Origin of the sequence: Methylocella silvestris BL2 (assembly GCF_000021745.1) — a bacterium.
Lineage (GTDB): Bacteria > Pseudomonadota > Alphaproteobacteria > Rhizobiales > Beijerinckiaceae > Methylocapsa > Methylocapsa silvestris.
Genome location: NC_011666.1, coordinates 151736 through 173278, shown reverse-complemented (window position 1 = coordinate 173278; position 21543 = coordinate 151736). Strand labels below are relative to the sequence as shown.

At 63.7% G+C, this 21543-nt stretch carries 15 protein-coding genes; 9 read left to right on the top strand and 6 right to left on the bottom strand.

The window, feature by feature from the left end; all coding sequences use genetic code 11:
- Positions 1–134 precede the first annotated feature (134 nt).
- From MSIL_RS00885 to MSIL_RS00845, 8 genes are all read left to right on the top strand, one after another.
- Entirely contained in the window at positions 135–1487 is a 1353-nt protein-coding gene (locus MSIL_RS00885) for an efflux RND transporter periplasmic adaptor subunit (RefSeq protein ID WP_012589221.1), read from the top strand.
- Positions 1488–1533: 46 nt separating this feature from the next.
- Positions 1534–4644, top strand: coding sequence for a multidrug efflux RND transporter permease subunit (locus MSIL_RS00880; RefSeq protein ID WP_012589220.1), 3111 nt, complete (start codon positions 1534–1536; stop codon positions 4642–4644).
- Position 4645: 1 nt separating this feature from the next.
- Positions 4646–7930 carry an efflux RND transporter permease subunit gene (locus MSIL_RS00875; RefSeq protein ID WP_012589219.1) on the top strand — a complete coding sequence of 1095 codons (3285 nt, stop codon included), beginning with the start codon at positions 4646–4648 and terminating at the stop codon, positions 7928–7930.
- Positions 7931–8094: 164 nt separating this feature from the next.
- A complete protein-coding gene (locus MSIL_RS00870) occupies positions 8095–9099 on the top strand; it encodes an acetyl-CoA carboxylase carboxyltransferase subunit alpha (RefSeq protein WP_012589218.1) in 1005 nt (334 codons plus the stop codon).
- Between the two features lie 572 nt (positions 9100–9671).
- Positions 9672–11021 (top strand): L,D-transpeptidase family protein, encoded by a 1350-nt coding sequence (locus MSIL_RS00860; RefSeq protein WP_012589217.1) that lies wholly within the window; start codon positions 9672–9674, stop codon positions 11019–11021.
- 80 nt (positions 11022–11101) lie between these two features.
- Positions 11102–11647, top strand: coding sequence for a transcription elongation factor GreB (greB, locus tag MSIL_RS00855; protein ID WP_012589216.1), 546 nt, complete (start codon positions 11102–11104; stop codon positions 11645–11647).
- 92 nt (positions 11648–11739) lie between these two features.
- Positions 11740–12288 (top strand): cytochrome b, encoded by a 549-nt coding sequence (locus MSIL_RS00850; RefSeq protein ID WP_012589215.1) that lies wholly within the window; start codon positions 11740–11742, stop codon positions 12286–12288.
- Positions 12289–12370: 82 nt separating this feature from the next.
- Complete coding sequence (locus tag MSIL_RS00845) at positions 12371–13057, top strand: VIT1/CCC1 transporter family protein (RefSeq protein ID WP_244406191.1); 687 nt, start codon at positions 12371–12373, stop codon at positions 13055–13057.
- Between the two features lie 7 nt (positions 13058–13064).
- On the opposite strand, the gene MSIL_RS00840 is transcribed toward MSIL_RS00845, so the two are convergent.
- Positions 13065–14681, bottom strand: coding sequence for a fumarate hydratase (locus tag MSIL_RS00840; RefSeq protein WP_012589213.1), 1617 nt, complete (start codon positions 14679–14681; stop codon positions 13065–13067).
- A 200-nt stretch (positions 14682–14881) separates the two neighbouring features.
- On the opposite strand from MSIL_RS00840, the gene MSIL_RS00835 reads away from it, so the two are divergent.
- On the top strand, positions 14882–15880 hold the full coding sequence (locus MSIL_RS00835) for a glucokinase (protein ID WP_244406190.1): 999 nt from the start codon (positions 14882–14884) through the stop codon (positions 15878–15880).
- 6 nt (positions 15881–15886) lie between these two features.
- Here MSIL_RS00835 and ptsN read toward each other — a convergent pair whose 3' ends face one another.
- From ptsN to lptC, 5 genes are all read right to left on the bottom strand, one after another.
- Entirely contained in the window at positions 15887–16348 is a 462-nt protein-coding gene (ptsN, locus tag MSIL_RS00830; RefSeq protein WP_012589211.1) for a PTS IIA-like nitrogen regulatory protein PtsN, read from the bottom strand.
- Positions 16349–17058: 710 nt separating this feature from the next.
- Positions 17059–18609, bottom strand: coding sequence for an RNA polymerase factor sigma-54 (gene rpoN, locus MSIL_RS00825; protein ID WP_012589210.1), 1551 nt, complete (start codon positions 18607–18609; stop codon positions 17059–17061).
- A 336-nt stretch (positions 18610–18945) separates the two neighbouring features.
- Positions 18946–19911 carry an LPS export ABC transporter ATP-binding protein gene (lptB, locus tag MSIL_RS00820; RefSeq protein ID WP_012589209.1) on the bottom strand — a complete coding sequence of 322 codons (966 nt, stop codon included), beginning with the start codon at positions 19909–19911 and terminating at the stop codon, positions 18946–18948.
- A gap of 166 nt (positions 19912–20077) precedes the next feature.
- Complete coding sequence (locus MSIL_RS00815) at positions 20078–20701, bottom strand: LptA/OstA family protein (protein ID WP_012589208.1); 624 nt, start codon at positions 20699–20701, stop codon at positions 20078–20080.
- 5 nt (positions 20702–20706) lie between these two features.
- Positions 20707–21459, bottom strand: coding sequence for an LPS export ABC transporter periplasmic protein LptC (gene lptC / locus MSIL_RS00810; protein WP_012589207.1), 753 nt, complete (start codon positions 21457–21459; stop codon positions 20707–20709).
- Between the last annotated feature and the right edge of the window lie 84 nt (positions 21460–21543).

Here is a 21543-nt window from a genome sequence, read left to right as displayed (position 1 = left end):
GCCGCGGAGTAAGCCGCTGCCCCGGCGAACGCCGGAGAAGATCTCACTTCGCGGACATGGCCTGTTCATTTGCCTGCCGCGATAATCGGATCTGGCGATTCTCATAAGGCGAAGCTCCGCTTTGGACCAATTTCATGGATGACCGCACCCGGCCGCCGGGCACAGACCCCCTCGATCCGGTCTATCTTCGCGAGGAGGCGAAGGCGCCGAAATCGACTCCTGCGCCGCTGCAGCCGGTCGGCGCGACCGCGCCGGCCAAGTCGACGCTGCGGCGGGCGATCCTCATCGTGCTCGCCGCGCTGATCGCCTTCGGAACCTATCGCTTCATCAAGATGGACCATTCGAGCGCCACAGGGCCGGCGCCGCAGGCGGCCCAGGCGCAGCCGGTCGGCGTCGCAACCGTCGCAAAGGGCGACATCAACATTCTCGTCAGCGGGCTTGGGACGGTGACGCCGCTCGCTAATGTGACGGTCAAGACGCAGATCAACGGACAGTTGATCGACGTCGGCTTCAAAGAAGGCCAGATGGTCAAGAAAGGCGATTTTCTGGCCCAGATCGATCCGCGGCCCTATCAGGTCGCCAAAGAACAATTTGAAGGGCAACGCGACCGCGACCAGGGCCTGCTCGATCAGGCGCGCAACAATATGCAGCGCTTCCAGACGTTGCTGAAGCAGGATTCGATCGCCCGCCAAACCGCCGAGGACCAGATCTATCTCGTCAAGCAATATGAGGGGGCGCTGAAGGCCGATCAGGCCCAGATCGACGCGCAGACGCTCAATCTCACCTATGCTCGCATCGTGTCGCCACTCGACGGCCGCGTCGGCCTGCGCCTTGTCGATCCCGGCAATTACGTGCAGACCAGCGATACCGGCATCGCGGTCATCACCCAGCTGCACCCGATCTCCGTGATCTTCACCGTGCCGGAGGATGAGCTTCAGGCCATCCTGGACCGGATGAACACGGGCGCCGAACTGCCGGTGTCTATCTTCGACCGCGCCTATGTGAACAAGCTTGCAACCGGCAAGCTTTCGAATGTCGACAATCAGATCGACGCCACGACGGGCACCATCAAGATCCGCGCCGAATTCGACAATCTCGATGACAAGCTGTTTCCGAACCAATTCGTCAACGCGCAGCTTCTGATCGACACCTTGCGCGGCGCCGTAACGGCTCCGGTGACGGCGATCCAGCGCGGCGCGCCGGGAACCTATGTCTACCTCGTCGGAGCGGACGACAAGGTCGTCATGCGCAAGGTGACGCTCGGCCCGCAGGAAGGCGGCCGCGTCGCCATAACCGCCGGGCTGGCGCCGGGCGACCGCGTCGTCGTCGATGGAACCGATAGGCTGCGCGACGGGGCTGAAGTCTCCATTGCGGCCATTGACGGCGTCGCCACCGACCCCCCGGCGAAAGATCAGGCGGGCGCAACGCCCGATGGCAAATCGGGACACGGATCCAGGCGTCACGGGCAGCAGCCGGGGGCGCAATGACGGCCGGCGCGCGGACAAGTTTTGACGTCATCGCACGGTCCAGCTGATGAATCCGTCGCGATTATTTATCCTGCGGCCGGTCGCGACATCGCTGCTGATGGCGGCGATCCTCATCGCCGGCGCGGTCGCCTATCGGTTCCTGCCGCTCGCCGCGCTGCCGGAAGTCGATTATCCGACGATCGAGGTGCGCACTTTCCTGCCCGGCGCGAGCCCGGAAGTCATGACCTCGGCGGTGACGGCGCCGCTCGAGCGCCAGCTCGGGCAGATGCCGGGACTGAACCAGATGACCTCGTCGAGCTCCGCCGGGGCGTCCGTCGTCACGCTGCAGTTCAGCCTCAATCTGACTCTCGACGTCGCCGAGCAGCAGGTGCAGGCGGCAATCAACGCCGCCAACAGCCTTTTGCCGGCGGATCTGCCCGCGCCGCCGATCTATTCCAAGGTTAATCCGGCCGACGCGCCGATCCTGACGCTCTCGGTGACCTCGAAAACCCTGTCGCTGACGGATCTTCAGGATATCGGCGAAACCCGGATCGCCCAAAAAATCGCCCAGCAGCCGGGCGTTGGCCAGGTCACGATCAGCGGCGGCCAGCGCCCGGCGATCCGCATCCAGTTCAACCCGCAGGCGCTGGCCGCCTACGGCCTCAACATCGACGATCTGCGCTCGACGATCTCCAACGCCAATGTGAACGCGCCAAAAGGCGGCTTCGACGGCCCGCATCAATCCTCGACAATCACGGCCAATGATCAGCTGACCTCGATCAAGGATTATCGCAACATCGTCATCGCCTACCGCAACAATGCGCCGGTGCGGCTGAGCGACGTCGCCACGATCATCGACGGCCCCGAAAACACCAAGCTCAGGGCCTGGGCCAATGGCGAGCCGGCGATCATCATCAATATTCGCCGTCAACCCGGCGCGAATGTCATCGCCGTCGCCGACAGCGTGCAGAAGCTGCTGCCGAACTTGCGCTCGACTCTGCCCGCTGCGGTCGACATCACGATTCTCAGCGACCGAACCACCACGATCCGCGCCTCGGTAGCGGATGTTCAGGTCGAGCTCGGCATTTCGGTGGCGCTGGTCGTGGCTGTGATTTTCGTTTTCCTGCGCAATGTGCCGGCGACTATCATACCGAGCCTCTCTGTGCCGCTGTCGCTCGTCGGCACGCTGGTCGCCATGTATCTGCTCGGCTTCAGCCTCGACAATCTGTCGTTGATGGCGCTCACCATCTCGACCGGCTTCGTCGTCGACGACGCCATCGTGATGATCGAGAACATCAGCCGCTATGTCGAGGACGGCGACGAACCGCTCGAGGCGGCGCTGAAGGGCTCGCACCAGATCGGCTTCACCATCATTTCATTGACGGTTTCGCTGCTCGCGGTGCTCATCCCGCTGTTGTTCATGGGCGATGTGATCGGCCGGCTGTTCCACGAATTCGCCATCACGCTCGCGGTCACGATCATCATTTCGGCGGTCGTCTCGCTGACCCTCGTGCCGATGATGTGCGCCCGGCTGATCCGCCATCGCCCCGAAAGCCAGCGCAGCCGCCTCGATCTTTGGGCCGAGCGCGCCTTTAACAGCGTCATCGCCTTTTACGGCCGGATGCTCCGGATCGTCCTGCGCCACCAGCCGCTGACGCTATTCGTCGCCATCGCCACCCTCGGCCTCACCATCTTTCTCTATATCGTCATTCCGAAGGGATTTTTCCCGGCGCAAGACACGGGCATGATCCAGGGCGTCTCGGAGGCGACGCAGGGAATATCCTTCGACGCCATGGCCACGCTGCAAATGCGGATGGCCGAGACGATTTCAAAGGATGAGGCCGTCGCCAGCGTCAGTTCCTTCATCGGCGTCGACGGCGACAATCCGACGCTGAACAGCGGCCGGTTTCTCATCAATCTGAAGCCGCGCGACGAGCGCGTCGGCGCCCGCGACGTGATCCGCCGGCTGCAGACGGAGGTCGCGAAAATTCCCGGCGCGCAGCTATTTCTCCAGCCGGTCCAGGATCTCACCGTGGATTCGACCATCGGCCGGGCGCAATACAGCTTCATTCTGCAAAACGCCAATCCGGCCGATCTCGCGGAATGGCTCCCGCGCCTGATCGACCGTCTGCATCAATCGCCGGCGCTGACCGACGTCGCCAGCAATGCGCAGGCGCGCGGCCAGGCTGTGGACCTCGTCGTCGACCGCGCGACGGCGGCGCGCTTTGGCATCACTCTCGCCAGCGTCGACAACGCTCTCTACGACGCCTACGGCCAGCGCATCGTTTCGACCATCTTCACGCAATCGAACCAGTATCGCGTTATTCTCGAGGTCGATCCGAAGCTGCAGCGCGACCTCTCGCACCTCGATTCGCTCTACCTGCCGTCTTCCGCCTCCTCGACCCAAGGACAGGTGCCGCTGTCGGCGATCGCTCATGTCGAGCAGACCGAGAAGCCGCTGCTGATCACCCATCTCAACCAGTTTTCGGCGGCTTCGATCTCGTTCAACACCGCGCCCGGCTATTCGATCGGCGCGGCCGTCGAGGCGATCGAGGCGGCGCAGACCGAGATCGGCCTGCCGCACAGCTTCACCGTGTCGATGCAAGGCGCCGCCGGCGCCTTCACCACCTCGACCTCCAACGAGCTGTTCCTCATCATCGCCGCCGTCGTCACCATGTATATCGTCCTTGGCGTGCTCTATGAGAGCTTCATCCATCCTGTGACAATTCTCTCGACGCTGCCCTCGGCCGGCGTCGGCGCGCTGCTCGCCTTGATCGCCTTCGGCTTTGAGCTCGACGTCGTCGCCGTCATCGGCGTCATTTTGCTCATCGGCATCGTCAAGAAGAACGCGATCATGATGATCGATTTCGCGCTGGACGCCGAACGCCATCAGGGGCTTGCGCCGGAAGACGCCATCTTCGAGGCCTGTCTGTTGCGTTTCCGGCCGATCCTGATGACCACCATGGCGGCCCTTCTCGGCGCCTTGCCGCTGATGCTGGGACAGGGCGTCGGCTCGGAGCTGCGCCAGCCGCTTGGCGTTTCCATCGTCGGCGGCCTCATCGTCAGCCAGGCGCTGACCCTGTTCACGACGCCGGTCATCTATCTTTATTTCGATCGCCTCGCGCGTCGCCTCAGCGGCCGCGCCGCGCCCGGCGCGATCATCGAGGAGGCCGTCTGAGGTGAATATCTCGGCGCCCTTCATTCGGCGTCCGGTCGCGACGATTTTGATCGCCGCGGGGATCGGCCTTGCCGGCGCGCTCGGCTTTCTGAACCTGCCCGTCGCACCTTTGCCGCAAGTCGATTTTCCGACCATCGCAGTGTCCGCCACGCTGCCGGGCGCGAGCCCGGAAACGGTCGCATCGAGCGTCGCCAGCCCGCTCGAGCGCTCGCTCGGCCAGATCGCCGCGGTCACCGAGATGACCTCGCGCAGCACCATCGGCCAGGCCACGATCACGCTGCAATTCGACATCGATCGCGATATCAACGGCGCCGCGCGCGACGTCCAGGGCGCGATCAACGCGGCGCGCGCCGATCTGCCGACAAGCCTGCGCAGCAATCCGACCTACCGCAAGATCAACCCCGCCGACGCGCCGATCCTGCTGCTTGGGCTGACCTCGAAGACGAAGACCGCCGGCCAGATCTATGACATCGCCACCAACATTTTGCAGCCGCGCCTGTCACAGATCGAGGGCGTCGGCCAGGCGAGTCTCGCCGGCTCGGCGCTGCCCGCCGTCCGCGTCGAGATCAATCCGCATGCGCTGTCGAAATATGGCATAGGCCTCGAGGACGTGCGCGCTGCGCTGGCCGGCGCCAACGCCAACAGCCCGAAGGGCTCGATCGAGGGCGACGACCGTCATTTTCAGATCTATACCAACGATCAGGCCAATGTCGCCGCGGACTACCGCAATCTCGTGATCGCCTACCGCGACGGCGCGCCGGTGCGTCTTTCCGATGTCGCCGAGGTCCTCGATTCCGTCGAGGATCTGCGTAATGAGGGGCTCATCAACGGAAAAACCGGCGTCCTCGTCGTCATCTCGCCGGAGCCCGGCGCCAACATCATCCGCACGGTCGACACGATCAAGGCGGAACTGACGCATCTGCGTGCGGCAATGCCCGCCGACATCGACATGATTGTCACCGGCGACAGAAGCAACACCATTCGCGCCTCGGTGCAGGACACTGAGCAAACACTCCTGTTCTCGATCGCCCTCGTCACGCTGATCGTTTTCCTGTTCCTGCGCGACTGGCGCTCTGCCTCCGTTCCCGCAGTCGTGACGCCGCTCTCGATCATCGGCGCGTTCGGGGCCATGTATCTTGCGGGCTTCAGCCTCAATATTCTCTCGCTGATGGCGCTGACCATCGCGACCGGCTTCGTCGTCGACGACGCCATCGTCGTTCTGGAGAATATCGCGCGCCATATCGAGGAGGGCGCCCGGCCGCTTGAGGCTGCGCTCGCCGGCGCGCGCGAGGTCGGCTTCACCGTCATCTCGATCAGCGTCTCGCTGATCGCCGTGTTCATTCCGATCCTGTTCATGGGCGGCATCATCGGACGTTTGTTCCGCGAATTCGCGCTGACGCTGACCTTCGCCATCATCATCTCGCTCGTGCTGTCGCTGACGCTGACGCCAATGATGTGCGCGCTGGTGTTGAAGGCGCGGCCTGTGATGGCGAGGGCCTCGCGCCGCTTCGATCCCTTTGCAGCGCTCCAGCGCGGCTACGGCCGCACGCTTGGCTGGGCGCTGCGCCACAGCGGCTTCGTCATGCTGGCGCTGTTCGCCACCATCTGCCTCAATATCTCGCTGTTCACGATCATCCCCAAGGGCTTCTTCCCGCAGGTCGACACCGGCCGCATCATGGGCTCGATCGTGGCGGATCAGAGCATCTCCTTCCAGGCCATGCGGGAGAAGCTGCGCCAGCTGCAAGATATCGTTCAGCGCGACCCGGCCGTCTCGAGCATCGTCGGATTCACCGGCGGCAGCGAAACCAATTCCGGGCGGTGCTTCATCAATCTGAAGCCGCGCGCCCAACGCGACGTCTCGGCCGATGAGGTGATCGCGCGGCTGCGCGGCCCGCTCGCGAGGGTGCCGGGCGTCACGCTCTACCTGCAAGCCGTGCAGGATCTGCGCATGGGCGGACGCCTCGCCAATGCGCAATATCAATATACGCTGCAGGGCGACGACGCGAATGAGATCTACCGCTTCGCGCCAAAGCTGGTCGAGGCCTTGCGCAACAGCCGCGTAATCGCCGACATCAACGCGGATCAGCAACAGGGCGGCCTCGCCTCGCAGATCGTCATCGATCGCGACGCGGCCGCACGGCTCGGCGTCACCATGAACGAAATCTCGCAGACGCTTTACGACGCGTTCGGGCAGCGGCAGGTTTCGACGATCTTTTCCGCCGTCAACCAATATCATGTCGTGATGGAGGTCGCGCCGCGCTATTGGCAGGACCCGTCGATCCTGAAAGACATTTATGTCAGTCCCGCCGGCGGCAATCCCAGCGGCTCCGCGCAAAGCGCTCTGCCCTCTGGGACGGTGACCAGCGCCGCGAACTCGAGCGCGTCGGCCTCCGCGCAGGCGGCCGACGATTCAGCGCGCAACGCCGCGACAAATGCGATCGCTTCAACCGGCAAGTCGAGCGCCTCCGCCGGCGCCGCCGTCAGCACGTCGAAGGAAAAAATGATTCCGCTGGCGGCGCTCGCACATTTCGAACCGGGCAAGACCTCCCTCAATATCAATCATCAGGGGCTCTTCGTCGCCAGCACGCTCTCCTTCAATTTGCGGCCGGGCTTCTCGCTCGGACAGGGGATCACGGAAATCAACAAGGCGTCGGCGCAAATCGGCATGCCGGCCTCGATCCGCGGCGTCCCGCAGGGCGCGGCGCAAGCCTTCCAGGCCTCGCTCGGCAACCAGGGCGTATTGTTTCTGGCGGCGCTCGCGGCGGTCTATATCGTGCTCGGCATTCTGTATGAGAGCTTCATTCATCCGATCACGATTCTGTCGACCCTGCCCTCGGCCGGCGTCGGAGCGGTGCTGGCGCTGCTGGCCTTCCATCTCGAATTCAGCGTCATCGCCATGATCGGCGTGATTCTCCTGATCGGCATCGTCAAAAAGAACGCCATCATGATGATCGACTTCGCCCTCGCGGCCGAGCGCTCCCGGGGCCTCAGCCCAAGGGAGTCGATCTTCGAGGCCTCGATGCTGCGGTTCCGGCCGATCATGATGACCACTTTCGCGGCGATTCTCGGCGCCGCGCCGCTGGCGCTCAGCGCCGGCGAAGGCGCCGAATTGCGTCGGCCGCTCGGCGTCGCGATCGTCGGCGGCCTTATCGTCAGCCAGATGCTGACGCTGTACACGACGCCGGTTCTTTATCTCTACATGGACCGCTTCCGCCTCGCCGCGAAGGGGCGCTGGCGCCGGCTTTTTCCGCGGCTCGCAACGCCTTCGACCGACCATGCAAGCTGAAGCTGGCGTCTGCTAACCCCTTGTTTTGATGGCTCACACCATTCTGAAAGATGGCGTCCTTTTCGGCAAAAGGCCGCGACCGCTTGCGTCGGGGTCAGCAATTCCTTGACTTCGCGGAGCGAAATCGCCAGTTTCCGCCCTCCCCGGCAACCGATTATTTGACCATGACCTTTCCCGTTTCTCCGCAAAACCAGGCTTCGCCGCGGCCGGCCTCGACGCGGAGCTATCTCGATTTCGAAAAGCCCGTCGCCGAACTCGAGGCGAAGGTGCAGGAGCTGCGCTCGCTCGCCGCCGACGGCGAAGGCGTGCAAATCAGCGACGAATTGTTCCGGCTCGAGAGCAAATCCGAGAAGGCGCTGGCCGATCTCTACGCCAGCCTGACTCCGTGGCAGAAGACGCAGGTCGCGCGCCATCCGCAGCGCCCGCATTTTGTCGATTACGTCAAAGGACTCATCACCGATTTCAGCCCGCTCTCCGGCGACCGGCAATTCGGTGAAGACGCGGCGCTGATCTGCGGCCTTGGCTGGTTTCGCGGCTATGCCGTCTGCGTCATGGGGCAGGAGAAGGGCACCGACACCGCGGCGCGAATCAAGCATAACTTCGGCATGGCGCGCCCCGAAGGCTATCGCAAGGCGGTGCGCGTGATGCAGCTTGCCGCTCGTTTCAATCTCCCGGTGATTTCGCTGGTCGATACGCCCGGCGCCTTTCCCGGCGTCGACGCGGAAGAGCGCGGCCAAGCCGAGGCGATCGCGCGCGCGACGGACGCGTCCCTCTCGCTCGGCGTGCCGAATATCGCGGCGATCGTCGGCGAGGGCGGATCGGGCGGCGCCATCGCCATCGCCACCTGCAATCGCGTGCTGATGCTGGAGCACGCGATCTATACGGTCGCCTCGCCCGAGGCCTCGGCCTCGATTTTGTGGCGCGATGCCGCGAAAGCCGAGGACGCCGCGACGACCATGAAGATCACGGCGCAGGATCTCTACCGATTCGGCATCATCGACGCGATCATCGCCGAACCGATCGGCGGGGCTCATCGCGACCCGGCAGCTGCGATCCAGGCGGTCGGCGACGCCGTGCAGCGGGCGCTCGAAGGCCTGTTGCCGCTGTCGCATGAGGAGATCAGGCGCAGTCGCGCCGATAAATTTCTGGCGATCGGCCGCACGATCTGAGCTTGAGCAGGCGCCCGCGAGCGTGGCGCCACGGCAACGCCGGGCTGGAATCGACGGCCGCGCGCAGGCGCCATGATCGGCCGCAGGCTTCAGACAAGGTTAGCGAGAGATAAACCGCCCGGAGATAAAGCGCGCCGTCGGCCGGCTTTGCTCTCGTCTGCGGCTCGTTTCTGGCGCGAGAACGCGATATCGCGCCCATTTTTCGGCTTTTCAGCCGTAATTTTCTTGAAAACGGCGCAAAACGCTCCGGCTGGCCGGCCAAGCACGTGGCGTCTTCGCGCTTGCGGAGCATGACGGCTCCGCCACATTCCCGCCGTAGTGACGGCTGAGGCTGGGCCAACCCAAGCTCGACGGGCGGCATTGGCGCCCCGATTCTGGCGCCTAGACTTTTCCGGCCTTCTATGCTGGGCGAATTAGCCTTGGCCAAAACGCCCCGTTACTGAAAAAGCTAAGAGTTTATTTACCGTTTTGTGTAAAATTGCTGGGTCTCAACTCACTTGCGAGGATTGGCTCGGCGCGGTAGACTGCATCCGCATCATGGATGCAAACCTTATAAAACGCGCGAGACGCCCATGAGTTCCAGTCGCGACTTCCCCGTCCGCCTCGGTCTTATCGCCATGGCCGCCGCCGCCGCCATTTCCCTGGCCGGTTGCGAAGACGCAGGCCTCAACAGCATCAGCGCCCGCGCCAACGCTCCCGTCCCGGCGGAAACTGTCGCGTTGATGAAGGAAAAGGGCACGACCCCGGACGCGCCCGTCCTGATCCGCACCTATAAGAAAGAATCCGAGCTCGAAGTCTGGAAGATGAAGGCGGACGGCAAATATGCGCTGCTCAAGACCTATCCGGTCTGCCGCTGGTCCGGTCAGCTCGGTCCGAAGACGCGCGAAGGCGACCGGCAGGTCCCCGAAGGCTTCTATTCGATCACCCCGGCGCAGATGAAGCCGAATTCGGCCTATTATCTCGCCTTCAACGTCGGCTACCCCAACGCCTATGACCGCGCGCTCGGGCGCGACGGCGGCGCGATCATGGTGCACGGCATCTGCTCCTCGGCCGGCTGTTTCTCCATGACCGACCCGCAGATCGGCGAGATCTACGCCCTCGTCCGCGACGGTTTCTCCGGCGGCCAGCGCGAAATCCAGATGCAGTCCTATCCCTTCCGGATGACCGCCGAAAACATGGCGAAATACCGGGCCGATCCGAATATCGGCTTCTGGAAGCAGCTCAAGGAAGGCTCCGACAATTTCGAGGTGACCAAGCAGCAGGTCGCGGTCGGCGTCTGCAGCAAGCGCTACGTCTTCAACGCCGAGCCTGCGACCGGCCGCTTCGATCCCTATGGCCCCTGCCCGCAACTGAAGCAGGATGAGAGCGTCCGCAGCGAGGTCGCCGCCAAAGCCGCTCGCGACGACGTGAAGGTGGCTGAGCTCGCAGCGCAGGCGAAGCCAATCCGCACCCTCTATGTCGATGGCGGTCAGCATCCGCAATTCGCCTCGCTGTCCGCCTTCGCCAGCCGTCCGGAGGCGCTCGCGCGCGGGCCGGTCGACATTGTGATCGAGGACGCGAAGACAAAACTCGCCTCCGACGATGGCAAGGCCCGCAAGACCCGCGTCTCGCCCGTCGTCCAGATGGCCAAGGCCGCTCCGCCTTCCGCCGCTCCCGCCGTCAAACTGGCCGACGCCGGAGACGTCACTGGGTCGGTGGGCGGCGCTTCCGCCAAGGAGCCGGATCGGCTGGCGATGATTACGGGCTGGTTCGGCGGCAAGAAAACCGAGCCGGCTGCGGCCGTCGCCGCTCAGGAGCCGCTGGTGCCGCAATTCGCCGATGTTCCGACGCCCCCGCAGCGCGCCGACGCCTCGGCTAAACCGGCGACCGCGACCTCCGCAACGGCCGGCCCCGCGGCCATGGCCCAGATTGTCCGCCAGTAAGGTTCGCGCGACGCAGGCGCCGGACCCGGCGTCTGCCCGTCGCGCTTGAAGCGGACCGGCCCGCGGCCCATCTTGCTGGGATGAGCAAGGCTTTTACCAAGGAAAGCGAGAGCGACGACGTCGATCTCGACGATGAGGCGCCAGCCCTCCCGGCCGGCGTCAAGAACTACATCACGCCCGAAGGGTTGCGACGGATGCAGGACGAGTTCGATCGCCTTCACCGGATCGAACGGCCCAAAATCGTGGAGACCGTGACCTGGGCCGCGGGCAATGGCGATCGCTCCGAAAATGGCGACTATATTTATGGCAAGCGCCGCCTGCGCGAGATCGACCGCCGCATGCGCTTCCTGCGCAAGAGAATGGAGATCGCCGAAGTCGTCGATCCCGCGCGCCAGACCAATCGTGACCGGGTGTTTTTTGGCGCGAAGGTCGAATATCGCAACGCGCGGAACGAGATGAAGACGCTGCGAATCGTCGGCGTCGACGAGGCGCGCTCCGAGCTTTCCGAAGTCAGCTGGATCTCGCCGATCGCAAAATCGCTGCTCAAGGCCGAGGAAGGCGATGTGGTCGAGGTGAAGACGCCAAAGGGAACCGAGCGGATCGAAATCGTCAAGATCAGCTACTGACGGTCGGGCGGCGGCGCCATTTGCGGCGCATCAAACTGTAACGCCGGTCTGCGATATAGTCTGCCCTGCTGGGATAGAGGAGATCGACGCTCATGGCCGACGCGCCAGCTGCGACTTACGACAAGACAACGATCTCGCTGCATTGGGCGAGCGCCGGTCTTATCGCCCTGCTCTGGATCGGCGGCCAGACCGGCGACTGGTTTTCCGGCCAGCCGAAGCTCATCGCCTGGTCGACGCATGTGACGCTGGGCTTCGCCCTGACGCTTGTCCTTGTTTGGCGACTGGTCTGGCGCAGGAGCAGTGGGCGGCATCTGCCCCCGGCGAACTCCGGCGCGTTGCAAATCCTCGCGCAATCCACGCATCACCTGCTCTATGGGTTGCTGCTGATTGTTCTCGCGCTCGGAATCGTCAACGCTTTTGTGCGCGGCTTCAATCTGTTCGGCGTCGCCAGCCTGCCGCAACTTGGCGACCGCGAATGGCGCAAGCCCATCACCGAACTGCACGGGCTGGCCGCCAATATCCTGCTCGGCCTCGCCTTTCTTCACGCCGCCGCCGCGCTGGCGCATCATTATCTGCTCAAAGACGGCGTGCTGTCGCGCATGCTGCCTGAGCGCGCCTCCGAAAAGCCGTCGGTCCATTAATCCAGCGCGGCGGCTGAGGCTGTCGCCACTCTCGTGACGCTCCCGTCTCTCCGTCAGAAGCGACAGTCCGTTGGCTGGCCGATTGCACACTGAAGCCCATCTTATCGACCGAATCGGCTGGCTGCGCGCCGCCGTCTTGGGCGCCAATGACGGCATCATCTCTACCGCAAGCCTGATGCTGGGCGTCGCCTCGGCCTCGAGCGCGGCGAGCGAAGTGCTGGTGGCCGGGATCGCCGGGCTGATCGCCGGCGCGATGTCGATGGCGGCGGGCGAATATGTCTCGGTCAGTTCACAGGCCGACACGGAGCGCGCCGATCTCGCGCGCGAGCGGCAGGAGCTCGCCACCGATCCTGAATTTGAAACGCGCGAGCTGACGCAGATTTATGTGCGCCGCGGCGTCGATCCGGCATTGGCGCGAAACGTCGCCGAGCAGCTCATGGCGAAGGACGCCCTCGGCGCGCACGCGCGCGACGAACTTGGAATATCCGAAGCCGTCACAGCAAAGCCGATTCAGGCGGCGTTGACGTCCGCCGCGACCTTCGCGGTCGGCGCGGCGCTTCCAATCGCCGCCGCGCTGATCGCCCCGCCGCACCTTTTGCAATGGGTGGTTTCCGGGCTGTCTTTGATCTGCCTTGCGGGCCTTGGCGCTGTGGGCGCGAAGGTCGGCGGCGCCAAAATTTTGAAGCCGACGCTCCGCGTCGCCTTTTGGGGCGCGCTGGCGATGGCGATCACCGCAGGCATCGGCGCGCTGGTCGGCCGAGCGGTCTGAGGCCTCCTCACCCCAGATTCAGCTCTTTGAAGAAATCATTGCCTTTGTCGTCGATAATGATGAAGGCGGGGAAATTCTCGACCTCGATGCGCCACACCGCCTCCATGCCGAGTTCGGCATATTCCAGCACTTCGACCTTCTTGATGCAGTCTTGCGCCAACCGCGCCGCGGCGCCGCCGACCGAACCGAGATAGAAGCCGCCATGCTTGGCGCAGGCGTCGCGCACTTTCGGCGAGCGATTGCCCTTGGCGAGCATCACCATGGAGCCGCCAGCGCCCTGGAACTGCTCGACATAGGAATCCATGCGTCCCGCCGTCGTCGGGCCAAAGGAGCCGGAGGCAAACCCCTGCGGCGTCTTGGCGGGGCCGGCGTAATAGACGGGATGATTCTTGAAATAATCCGGCAGGCTCTCGCCGCCCTCGAGCCGCTCGCGGAGCTTGGCATGGGCGAGATCGCGCGCAACGATCATCGGCCCCGTCAGCGAAAGGCGCGTCTTGATCGGATATTTGGTGAGTTCGGCCAAAATTTCCGGCATCGGCCGGGTGAGGTCGATCTTGACGACGTCGCCGCCCAACGACGCTTCATCGATCGCCGGCAGGAAGCGCGCCGGATCATGTTCGAGCTCCTCCAGAAAGACGCCGTCGCGGTTGATCTCGCCGAGCGCCTGCCGGTCCGCCGAGCAGGACACGCCAAGGCCGATCGGCAGCGACGCGCCGTGCCGCGGCAGCCGCACGACCCGCACGTCATGGCAGAAATATTTGCCGCCGAACTGCGCCCCGACGCCCGATTGCTGCGTCATTTTCAGGATTTCCGCCTCCATTTCGAGATCGCGGAAGGCGTGGCCGTCCTCGCCGCCCTGGGTCGGAAGCTGGTCGAGATAATGGGTCGAGGCGAGTTTGACCGTCTTGAGATTGAGCTCGGCGGAGGCGCCGCCGATGACGATGGCGAGGTGATAGGGCGGACAGGCGGCGGTGCCGAGCGTCAGGATTTTCTCATGCAGAAAATCGAGCAGGCGGTCGCGCGTCAGCAGCGAGGGCGTGCCCTGGAACAGAAAGGTCTTGTTGGCGGAGCCGCCGCCCTTGGCGACGAAAAGGAATTTATAGGCGTCCTCCCCTTCGGCGTAGATCTCGATCTGCGCCGGCAGATTGTTTTTCGTGTTGACCTCGTCGAACATGGTCAGCGGCGCGAGCTGCGAATAGCGCAGATTTTTCTTTTCATAGGCGTCCCTGACGCCTTCGGCGATCGCGCTGGCGTCATCGCCCTCGGTGAACACCAGCCGCCCCTTCTTGCCCATGACGATCGCAGTGCCGGTGTCCTGACACATCGGCAGCACGCCGCCGGCGGCGATATTGGCGTTCTTCAAAAGATCATAGGCGACGAATTTGTCGTTCGAACTCGCCTCCGGATCGTCGAGAATTTTGACGAGTTGCGCCAGATGGGCCGGACGAAGGAGATGGTTGATATCGATCATCGCCGCCTCGGACAGCGCGCGGATGGCTTCGCGGTCGACGACCAGGAATTCGCGCGATCCAAAGTTCTCCACCCGCACCCCGCCGCATTCGATCTTGCGAAAAGGCGTCTTGTCCTTGCCGAGAGGAAAAGGCGAATGATATTGGAAAGTCATGGCGATGGCCTCGTTCCTGCGATTCCGGTCCTGCGTTTGGACGAATTCTAGAACAATGGACGAAAAAACGCAGGCGTTTTTGCGCGGACGAAAACGAGACGGCGCCACGCGAGGGAACCCTCGCGCCTGTCGACGCTTTCCCCGCCTCTAAACTTCGGCGCGAGAGTATGACTCATGCTCCAGTGGAGAAAGGCGTTCGCTTGGATTTTCCTTTCCCGATCATGCTGTGCGACATCGGCGGGACGAACGCCCGATTCGCCCTGAAATCGGCGCCCGGCGCCCCTCTTTTGCCGGGACCGCCGATCAAAACGGCGGATTATTCGTGCTTCGAGGCGGCTCTTTCGACTGCTTTCGTCGGTTTTGCAGTAAAGCCGCGATCGGTGATCGCCTGCGCGGCGGGTCCGATTTCCGGACGCAGCGCCAAGTTGACGAACGCCGCCTGGGAGATCGACGGAGCGGCCATCGCGCGAGAATTGTCGCTCGACCAAGGGCTGCTCCTCAATGATTTTGAGGCGCAGGCCTTGACGCTCCCCGTGCTGGAGCATGACTGGACGACGCATATCGGGCCCCCGGTCGAGGCCGCGCCCGGCGTCCGTCTGGTCATCGGCGTCGGCACCGGCCTCGGGGCGGCCGCGCTCGTCGAGGTCGAAGGCCGCTATCTTGCCCTCGCAAGCGAAGCCGGACATGTCGATTTTGCGCCGGTCGGCGCGGTGGAGGCCGCGATCTGGCCGCATATCCGCATGTCCGACCAGGGCCGGATCAGCGCCGAGACGATCCTGTCGGGTCATGGCATTGCGAGGCTACATCAGGCGCGCTGCGCCGCGGCCGGCCTGCCGCCGCCGACGCTCGACGAGATCGGCGTCGTTCGAGAAGCGCTGGCCGCGCCGGACGGCGAGGAGGCCCGCACGCTGGGGCTGTTCTGGGTGCTTGTTGCGCGCTGCGCCGGCGACCTGACGCTCAATCTGCTGGCCAAGGGGGGCGTCATTTTTTCAGGCGGAGTGCTGCCGCGCCTCACCGCTTTTCTCGATCCGGCGCAGTTTCGCGCCCGCTTCGAGGACAAGGCGCCGTTCGGCGAAATGATGCAGCAGATCGGAACCCGCTTGGTCATCGCCAATGAGGTGGTGCTGCCAGGACTGGCGGCAATCGCCGTCGATCCGGACCGTTACATCATCGACTATGCGGCGCGCGCCTGGCGATGAGGCGCGTCAGGCGGCGTGCGAGGCCGCTTCCTCGGTCAACACCGAATACAGCGCGTTGACGTCGCGCGCGGCGCGCAGCTTTGTGGTGATCGCCGGTTCGCGCAGCATACGGGCGAGGCGGGCCAGCGCCTTCAGATGATCCGCTCCGGCCGATTCCGGCGCGATCAAGAGGAAGATCAGATCGACCGGAGCGCCGTCAATCGCCTCGAAATCGATCGGGCGTGGGGCGCGGGCAAAGATGACCAGCATCCCGGCCGCCTTGGCGAGCTTGGCGTGCGGGATGGCGATCCCGTCGCCGGCGCCGGTGGAGCCGAGACGTTCGCGCTGCAGCAGCGCGTCATAGATCTCGCGGGCGGAGAGGCCGCCAAGCTCGGCGGCGCGATCGCTCAATTCCTGCAATGCCTGTTTTTTGCCGGTCGCCTTCAAGGCGGGAATAATCGCCTCGGGTGAGATCAGATTGGTCAACACTGTTTGTCCAAGCAGTCTGAGCAGCGCCGGGGTTGCGGCCGGGCGGCTCGAGGAAATTGAAACGCTGCGCCCGCCTAGCGCGCCCGCCCGCCGAATGGATCATTCGTTGGACGAGAAATCGCGCCCGATTCAAAAGGTTGAGCACATTCTCGTCGATCGGATCGATTCAATCTCATCGGAATAGGCCTCCGGTCGCGACGCGCCATGGCCGCTCGTGATCCTGCAAGCGATATCGAACCGTGCATGGACGCCGAAGATGGCTGCGCTGTGACGGCGACGGCTTTATCCCCTTGAGAGAGTCTCATCCCCGATGAACAACCAAGTCCAAGTTTCACGCCGGAGTTCCGCGCTGCGCTTGCAAGAGAGCGCCGCCTTGGCGCTTCTGCCGATCGACAGATAGGGGTTCGTCCCAAAAGCGCAAAGCCATTGTCTTCCTCCGCCTCTGGCCCCGATGCCGGGTCCTATTTTTTGGCAGAGTTAGGCGGCTCGATCAATGAAGTCAAGAGTCTCGCGCCCGACCCTAAATGGCGAGGCCCGGAAAGATTGTGCAACAAAAAAAGCGAACTCGAGCCTTCCGGCGGCAACCGGACGTTGCGTTGTACAGGTGTTTTTGTGAGCAAACATTTTACATATTCTAATTCTGTCCCTCACAAATTGTGAGATCACGACTTTGTTCTTGTCATCGAAGCGCTTCTTCCGCACGGCGAAGCTTAATACATGTGAGATTTTTCGCGCCGCCGCTCCACCGAGGAGCGGATTTTGAGGCTCTCGCGATATTTGGCGACGGTGCGCCTCGCAATGTCGATGTTGACGTCCTTGAGTTTGGCGACGATCGCATCGTCCGACAGAATGTCGGTCGGGCTCTCCTGCTCAATCATGTGGCGGATGCGGAAGCGCACCGATTCCGCCGAATGAGCGTCGCCGCCATTGTTCGAGGCGATCGAGGCGGTGAAGAAATATTTCAGCTCGAACAGGCCCCGCGGGGTCGCCATATATTTGTTGGAGGTGACGCGCGACACGGTCGATTCATGCATTCCGATCGCTTCGGCGATGGTCTTGAGATTCAGCGGGCGCAGATGTTCGACGCCTTGGCGGAAGAAGGCGTCCTGCTGGCGGACGATTTCACTCGACACTTTCAAAATCGTCCGCGCCCTCTGCTCGAGGCTCTTGGTCAGCCAGTTCGCGGTTTGCAGGCAGGTCGACATGAAGGTCTTGTCGACATCGTTCGACTGGGATTTCGTGACGCGCGCGACATAGCTGTTGTTGACCAGAATGCGCGGCAGCACCTCGGTGTTGAGTTCGACATGCCATGCCCCGCCGGGCGCCGCGCGGACAATGACATCGGGCACGAGCGGCTGAATCGAGCCGCCGCCAAAAGCGCGGCCAGGCTTCGGATTGAGCTGGCGAATCTCCCCCAGCATGTCGGCGACGTCCTCCTCGTCGACATTGCAGATCTTGCGCAGGGCCGCGAAATCGCGCTTGGCCAACAGACCAAGATTGGCGACCAGCGCCTGCATCGCGGGGTCGAAGCGATCTTTTTCGCGCAGCTGAATGGCGAGGCATTCAGCCAAATCGCGGGCGCCGACGCCCGAGGGATCAAAACCCTGAATGATCGACAGCACGCGCTCGACGCGCGCGATCGGCGTCTTCAGCCGGGCCGCCGTCTCGGCCATATTGTCGACGTAGTAGCCGGCGTCGTCGATGCAATCGATCAGCATCAGGCCGATCATTCGCTCGGCGGGGTTGGAGGTGGCGAGCATCAGCTGAGCTTCGAGATGATCCTTGAGATTGGTCGGGTTCGCCGCATAGGCCTCGAGATTGGCGCCTTCGCCGTCGCCCTGCCCGGCCGAGGAGCCGGTCCAGGATGTCGCCGACAGGCCGGCCCCTTCGGCAAAATCCGCCGCTGGCGCGGTGCGGTCATCGTCAAAAGCGTTGCTCAGCTCGGTCCCGAGACTGGCCTCCAGCGCGCCGCGATCGACGGCGAGCGACTCCGAACTCCAGTCCGTCTCGCCCGGATCGTTGAAATCGACGCTTCCGCCGCTTTCGGCGGCGTCCGACAGGGGCTCCACGTCAGCGAGCAAGGCATGCGGATCCGGCGCGTCATCGGTGCGCTCGAGCAGGGGATTGCGTTCAAGCTCCTCCTCGACGAAGGCGTTGAGCTCCATGTTGGAGAATTGCAGAAGCTTGATCGCCTGCAACAGCTGCGGGGTCATCACCAGGGACTGTCCCTGGCGCATCATGAGCTTCGTGCTGAGAGCCATGCTAACTCGGCCTTGTAAAGCGAAAAAAGGAAACGGCCCGTTTCTTGCTTTACACTATAAAAGCCTAGGTTGCACGCCGTGTCCAAAAAAAATTTAGCCGATTGGGGTGAGACATTAGGAAGCAAGCATCGCTTCCCTTATTGCCCGAGGGCCGCGCCGGGCGCGCTCCATCGTCCAGCGCCGGCAATCGCCCTGATTTCGCGCCGGCCGAAGACCGGCGGCTACGCCCTCGCGCCAAAGCGTCACATGGGCGTAACGATGTTGCGCTAGGCGCCCGCGGCGCCGATCCGCCTGTCAAGCAGGCACGCCCGTCGACCCAATCCGATAGCCGCGTGTTTACAGGACGAAATCATCGCCGAGATAGAAACGCCGCGCCTCGGCGTCGGCGACAATATCCGCCGGCGTTCCTTGTGTCAGCACGCGCCCGGCGTGAATGATATAGGCGCGGTCGATAAGGCCGAGCGTCTCGCGAACGTTGTGGTCCGTGACCAGCACGCCGATGCCTCGCGTCTTCAAATGCTGCACGAGAGTCTGGATGTCGGCGACGGCGATCGGATCGATGCCGGCGAAAGGCTCGTCGAGCAGGATGAAAGACGGGCGGCACGCGAGCGCGCGGGCGATCTCGCAGCGCCGCCGCTCGCCGCCGGATAGCGCCACCGACGGCGACCGCCGCAGCGCCGCGATGTCAAACTCCTCCAGCAAAGCGTCAAGCTCGCGCTCCCGCTTCTGCTTGTCGCTTTGGGTGATCTCCAGCACGGCGCGGATATTGTCTTCGACGGTCAGGCCGCGGAAGATCGAGGGCTCCTGCGGCAGATAGCCGATGCCGAGCCGGGCGCGGCGATACATGGGAAGCCGCGTCACGTCATGACCGTCGAGCTCTATTCGGCCGGCGTCCGGCCGGATCAGCCCGGAAATCATGTAAAACAGCGTCGTCTTGCCGGCGCCGTTCGGACCGAGCAAGCCAACGGCCTCGCCGCGGCGCACGGTGAGGCTCACATCCTCGATGATTCGGCGCATCTTGTAGGATTTGCGCAGGCGCATGACCGAGAGCACGCCCTCCGAATCGGCAGCGGCGGCGGCATGATCTTGTCCGCCCTCGGCGAAGGAGCGATCGCCGAACGCGTCCGCCGCGGAGGTCATGCGCGCGGTCGGCGCGGCGCTCGCAGCGGAGGCCTCGCTGCGAGACGCGCCGGCGATCTGATCCGCCTTGGGCCGGCGCCGGAGCGCCCGCGGAGCGCCCCGCCCGCCGAACCCCATGAGGGCGACGGCGCAGGTGAAATCTGGAAGCAGGCGCAGCAGCAATCGCGGACGTCCTTCGCCGATCGCCCGCCGATGCCGGGCAAGGGCCGTTCAAAATCTCTGCGCAGCCTCGGCGCGAGAGCAGCGCAAAACCGGTTATTGGCATAGTCGGGGGAAGAGGTCCAACATTCCGGTCGCCGCGACGCCGGCGCGGGCTCGCGGAGGCGATTTAAGTTTTCGGCTTCTTGGGCTTGGCGGCGTCGTCTTTCGGGGCAGCGCTTTTCGCGGAATTGTCTTTCTGCGCCGTGGTTTCCGGCAGGAACATGCTCTTCACGCGGCCGGTCACGATCGCCTTTTTCGTCGTGAGGTCATAGGTCATTTTGTCGCCCTTGGTGACATTGGTCCCCTGGGTCACAGTCACGTTATCGTAAAGATAGAGCTTGTTTTCGGCCTTCTCATAGACGCCGCGATCGCCCGTGCTGACCTGGTCCTTGGTGATCATCGTCACTGGGCCGGTCGCCTCCATGCGGCGCAACTGACTCGAAGAGGACGGCACGCCAGCCTGATCGGGATCGGATTTCGGCGTCAGATATAAAATGAGGATCGTCGATTTGAGCGTGCTTCCGCCCTGCGTCGCGACGACGTTTCCGGTATAGATGAGCTTCTGCTCCTTATCGAAATAGTCGAGCTTGGCCGCCTCGATATGGATCGGCTCCTTTGAATCGCCGCCGGGCAGAATCGAGCTGCCCTGCTGCTCCGCCGCGCGCGCGGCGACGCTCAGCGCCAAAGCGGCGAAACCCGCAGCCGCAAGCGCGAGGCCAGGGCGGTTCAAACGGATCAGGCGTTGCGTCAATTGCCCTACTCGGTCACCGGAGGGGTTAAAGGCAGCTCCTTGGCGTCGGAGCCGGAGTCGATCGTCGATCTGACCTCCCCCTCGAACGAAATAACGCCGTCATTGCCGATGTTCATTGTGTCCGCGGCGACATGTCCACCCTTGAGCACCACTTTGACCGGCTCGCGGGAGATCAGTCCGCCGGTCTTGAAATCCATCTGCGCGGTTTTCATGAAAATAGCATATCCGACCTCGTTGCGGATCTGCGCCGACCCGTCAAGCAAAAGACTGTCATGCTGATTGTCGTACGAGCCGTGTTCGGCGGTCAGTTTCAGGGTCGAGGCGTCGCGCATGCCGATTCTGGCGTCGATGCCGTTCAGTTCGACGAGATTGGGGTTGGTCGTGTCCTGCAGACCCGTGCGCGCCGTGATCTCATAAGGCCGGCCGTCTCTTTGGAAGCCGCTGATCTTCGGCGTTTCAACCGTGATCCGGGTCCCGTCGACGTGAACCTGCCCGATCGTAATGTTGCCGGGAAGCCGGCGGAACGGATCGAACAGGCCGACGATCGCCACCGCCGCGCCAGCGACGACGCAGAAAATGACAATGGACCAGCGCAGGAAACGCACGCGCGCAGAATGGCGCCCCGCCGCCTTGACGGCGCCGCGCCAAGGCGATTGCGCGACCTCCAGGACATCGCCAAGACGCTGCCTTGGCCGTTCACGCAGAAGCTCGCCCGCGGTCTGCGCCGGCCAGTCGGTATCGCCTGAGACATCCGTCATTCGAAATGCTTCGTTCCAAAGGTCCGCGGGGCGCGGCCCGCGGAAAGGGCCTTCCCTCAGACAGCAAGCAAGCAAGGCGAAGTC

Bases quoted from the DNA above. Each gene is read 5' to 3' on its own strand.
- MSIL_RS00850 (WP_012589215.1), top strand. From the start codon at position 11,740: ATGGCCGACGCGCCAGCTGCGACTTACGACAAGACAACGATCTCGCTG.
- rpoN (WP_012589210.1), bottom strand. From the start codon at position 18,609: ATGGCTCTCAGCACGAAGCTCATGATGCGCCAGGGACAGTCCCTGGTG.
- MSIL_RS00870 (WP_012589218.1), top strand. From the start codon at position 8,095: ATGACCTTTCCCGTTTCTCCGCAAAACCAGGCTTCGCCGCGGCCGGCC.
- greB (WP_012589216.1), top strand. From the start codon at position 11,102: ATGAGCAAGGCTTTTACCAAGGAAAGCGAGAGCGACGACGTCGATCTC.
- MSIL_RS00885 (WP_012589221.1), top strand. From the start codon at position 135: ATGGATGACCGCACCCGGCCGCCGGGCACAGACCCCCTCGATCCGGTC.
- MSIL_RS00880 (WP_012589220.1), top strand. From the start codon at position 1,534: ATGAATCCGTCGCGATTATTTATCCTGCGGCCGGTCGCGACATCGCTG.
- MSIL_RS00840 (WP_012589213.1), bottom strand. From the start codon at position 14,681: ATGACTTTCCAATATCATTCGCCTTTTCCTCTCGGCAAGGACAAGACG.
- MSIL_RS00860 (WP_012589217.1), top strand. From the start codon at position 9,672: ATGAGTTCCAGTCGCGACTTCCCCGTCCGCCTCGGTCTTATCGCCATG.
- lptC (WP_012589207.1), bottom strand. From the start codon at position 21,459: ATGACGGATGTCTCAGGCGATACCGACTGGCCGGCGCAGACCGCGGGC.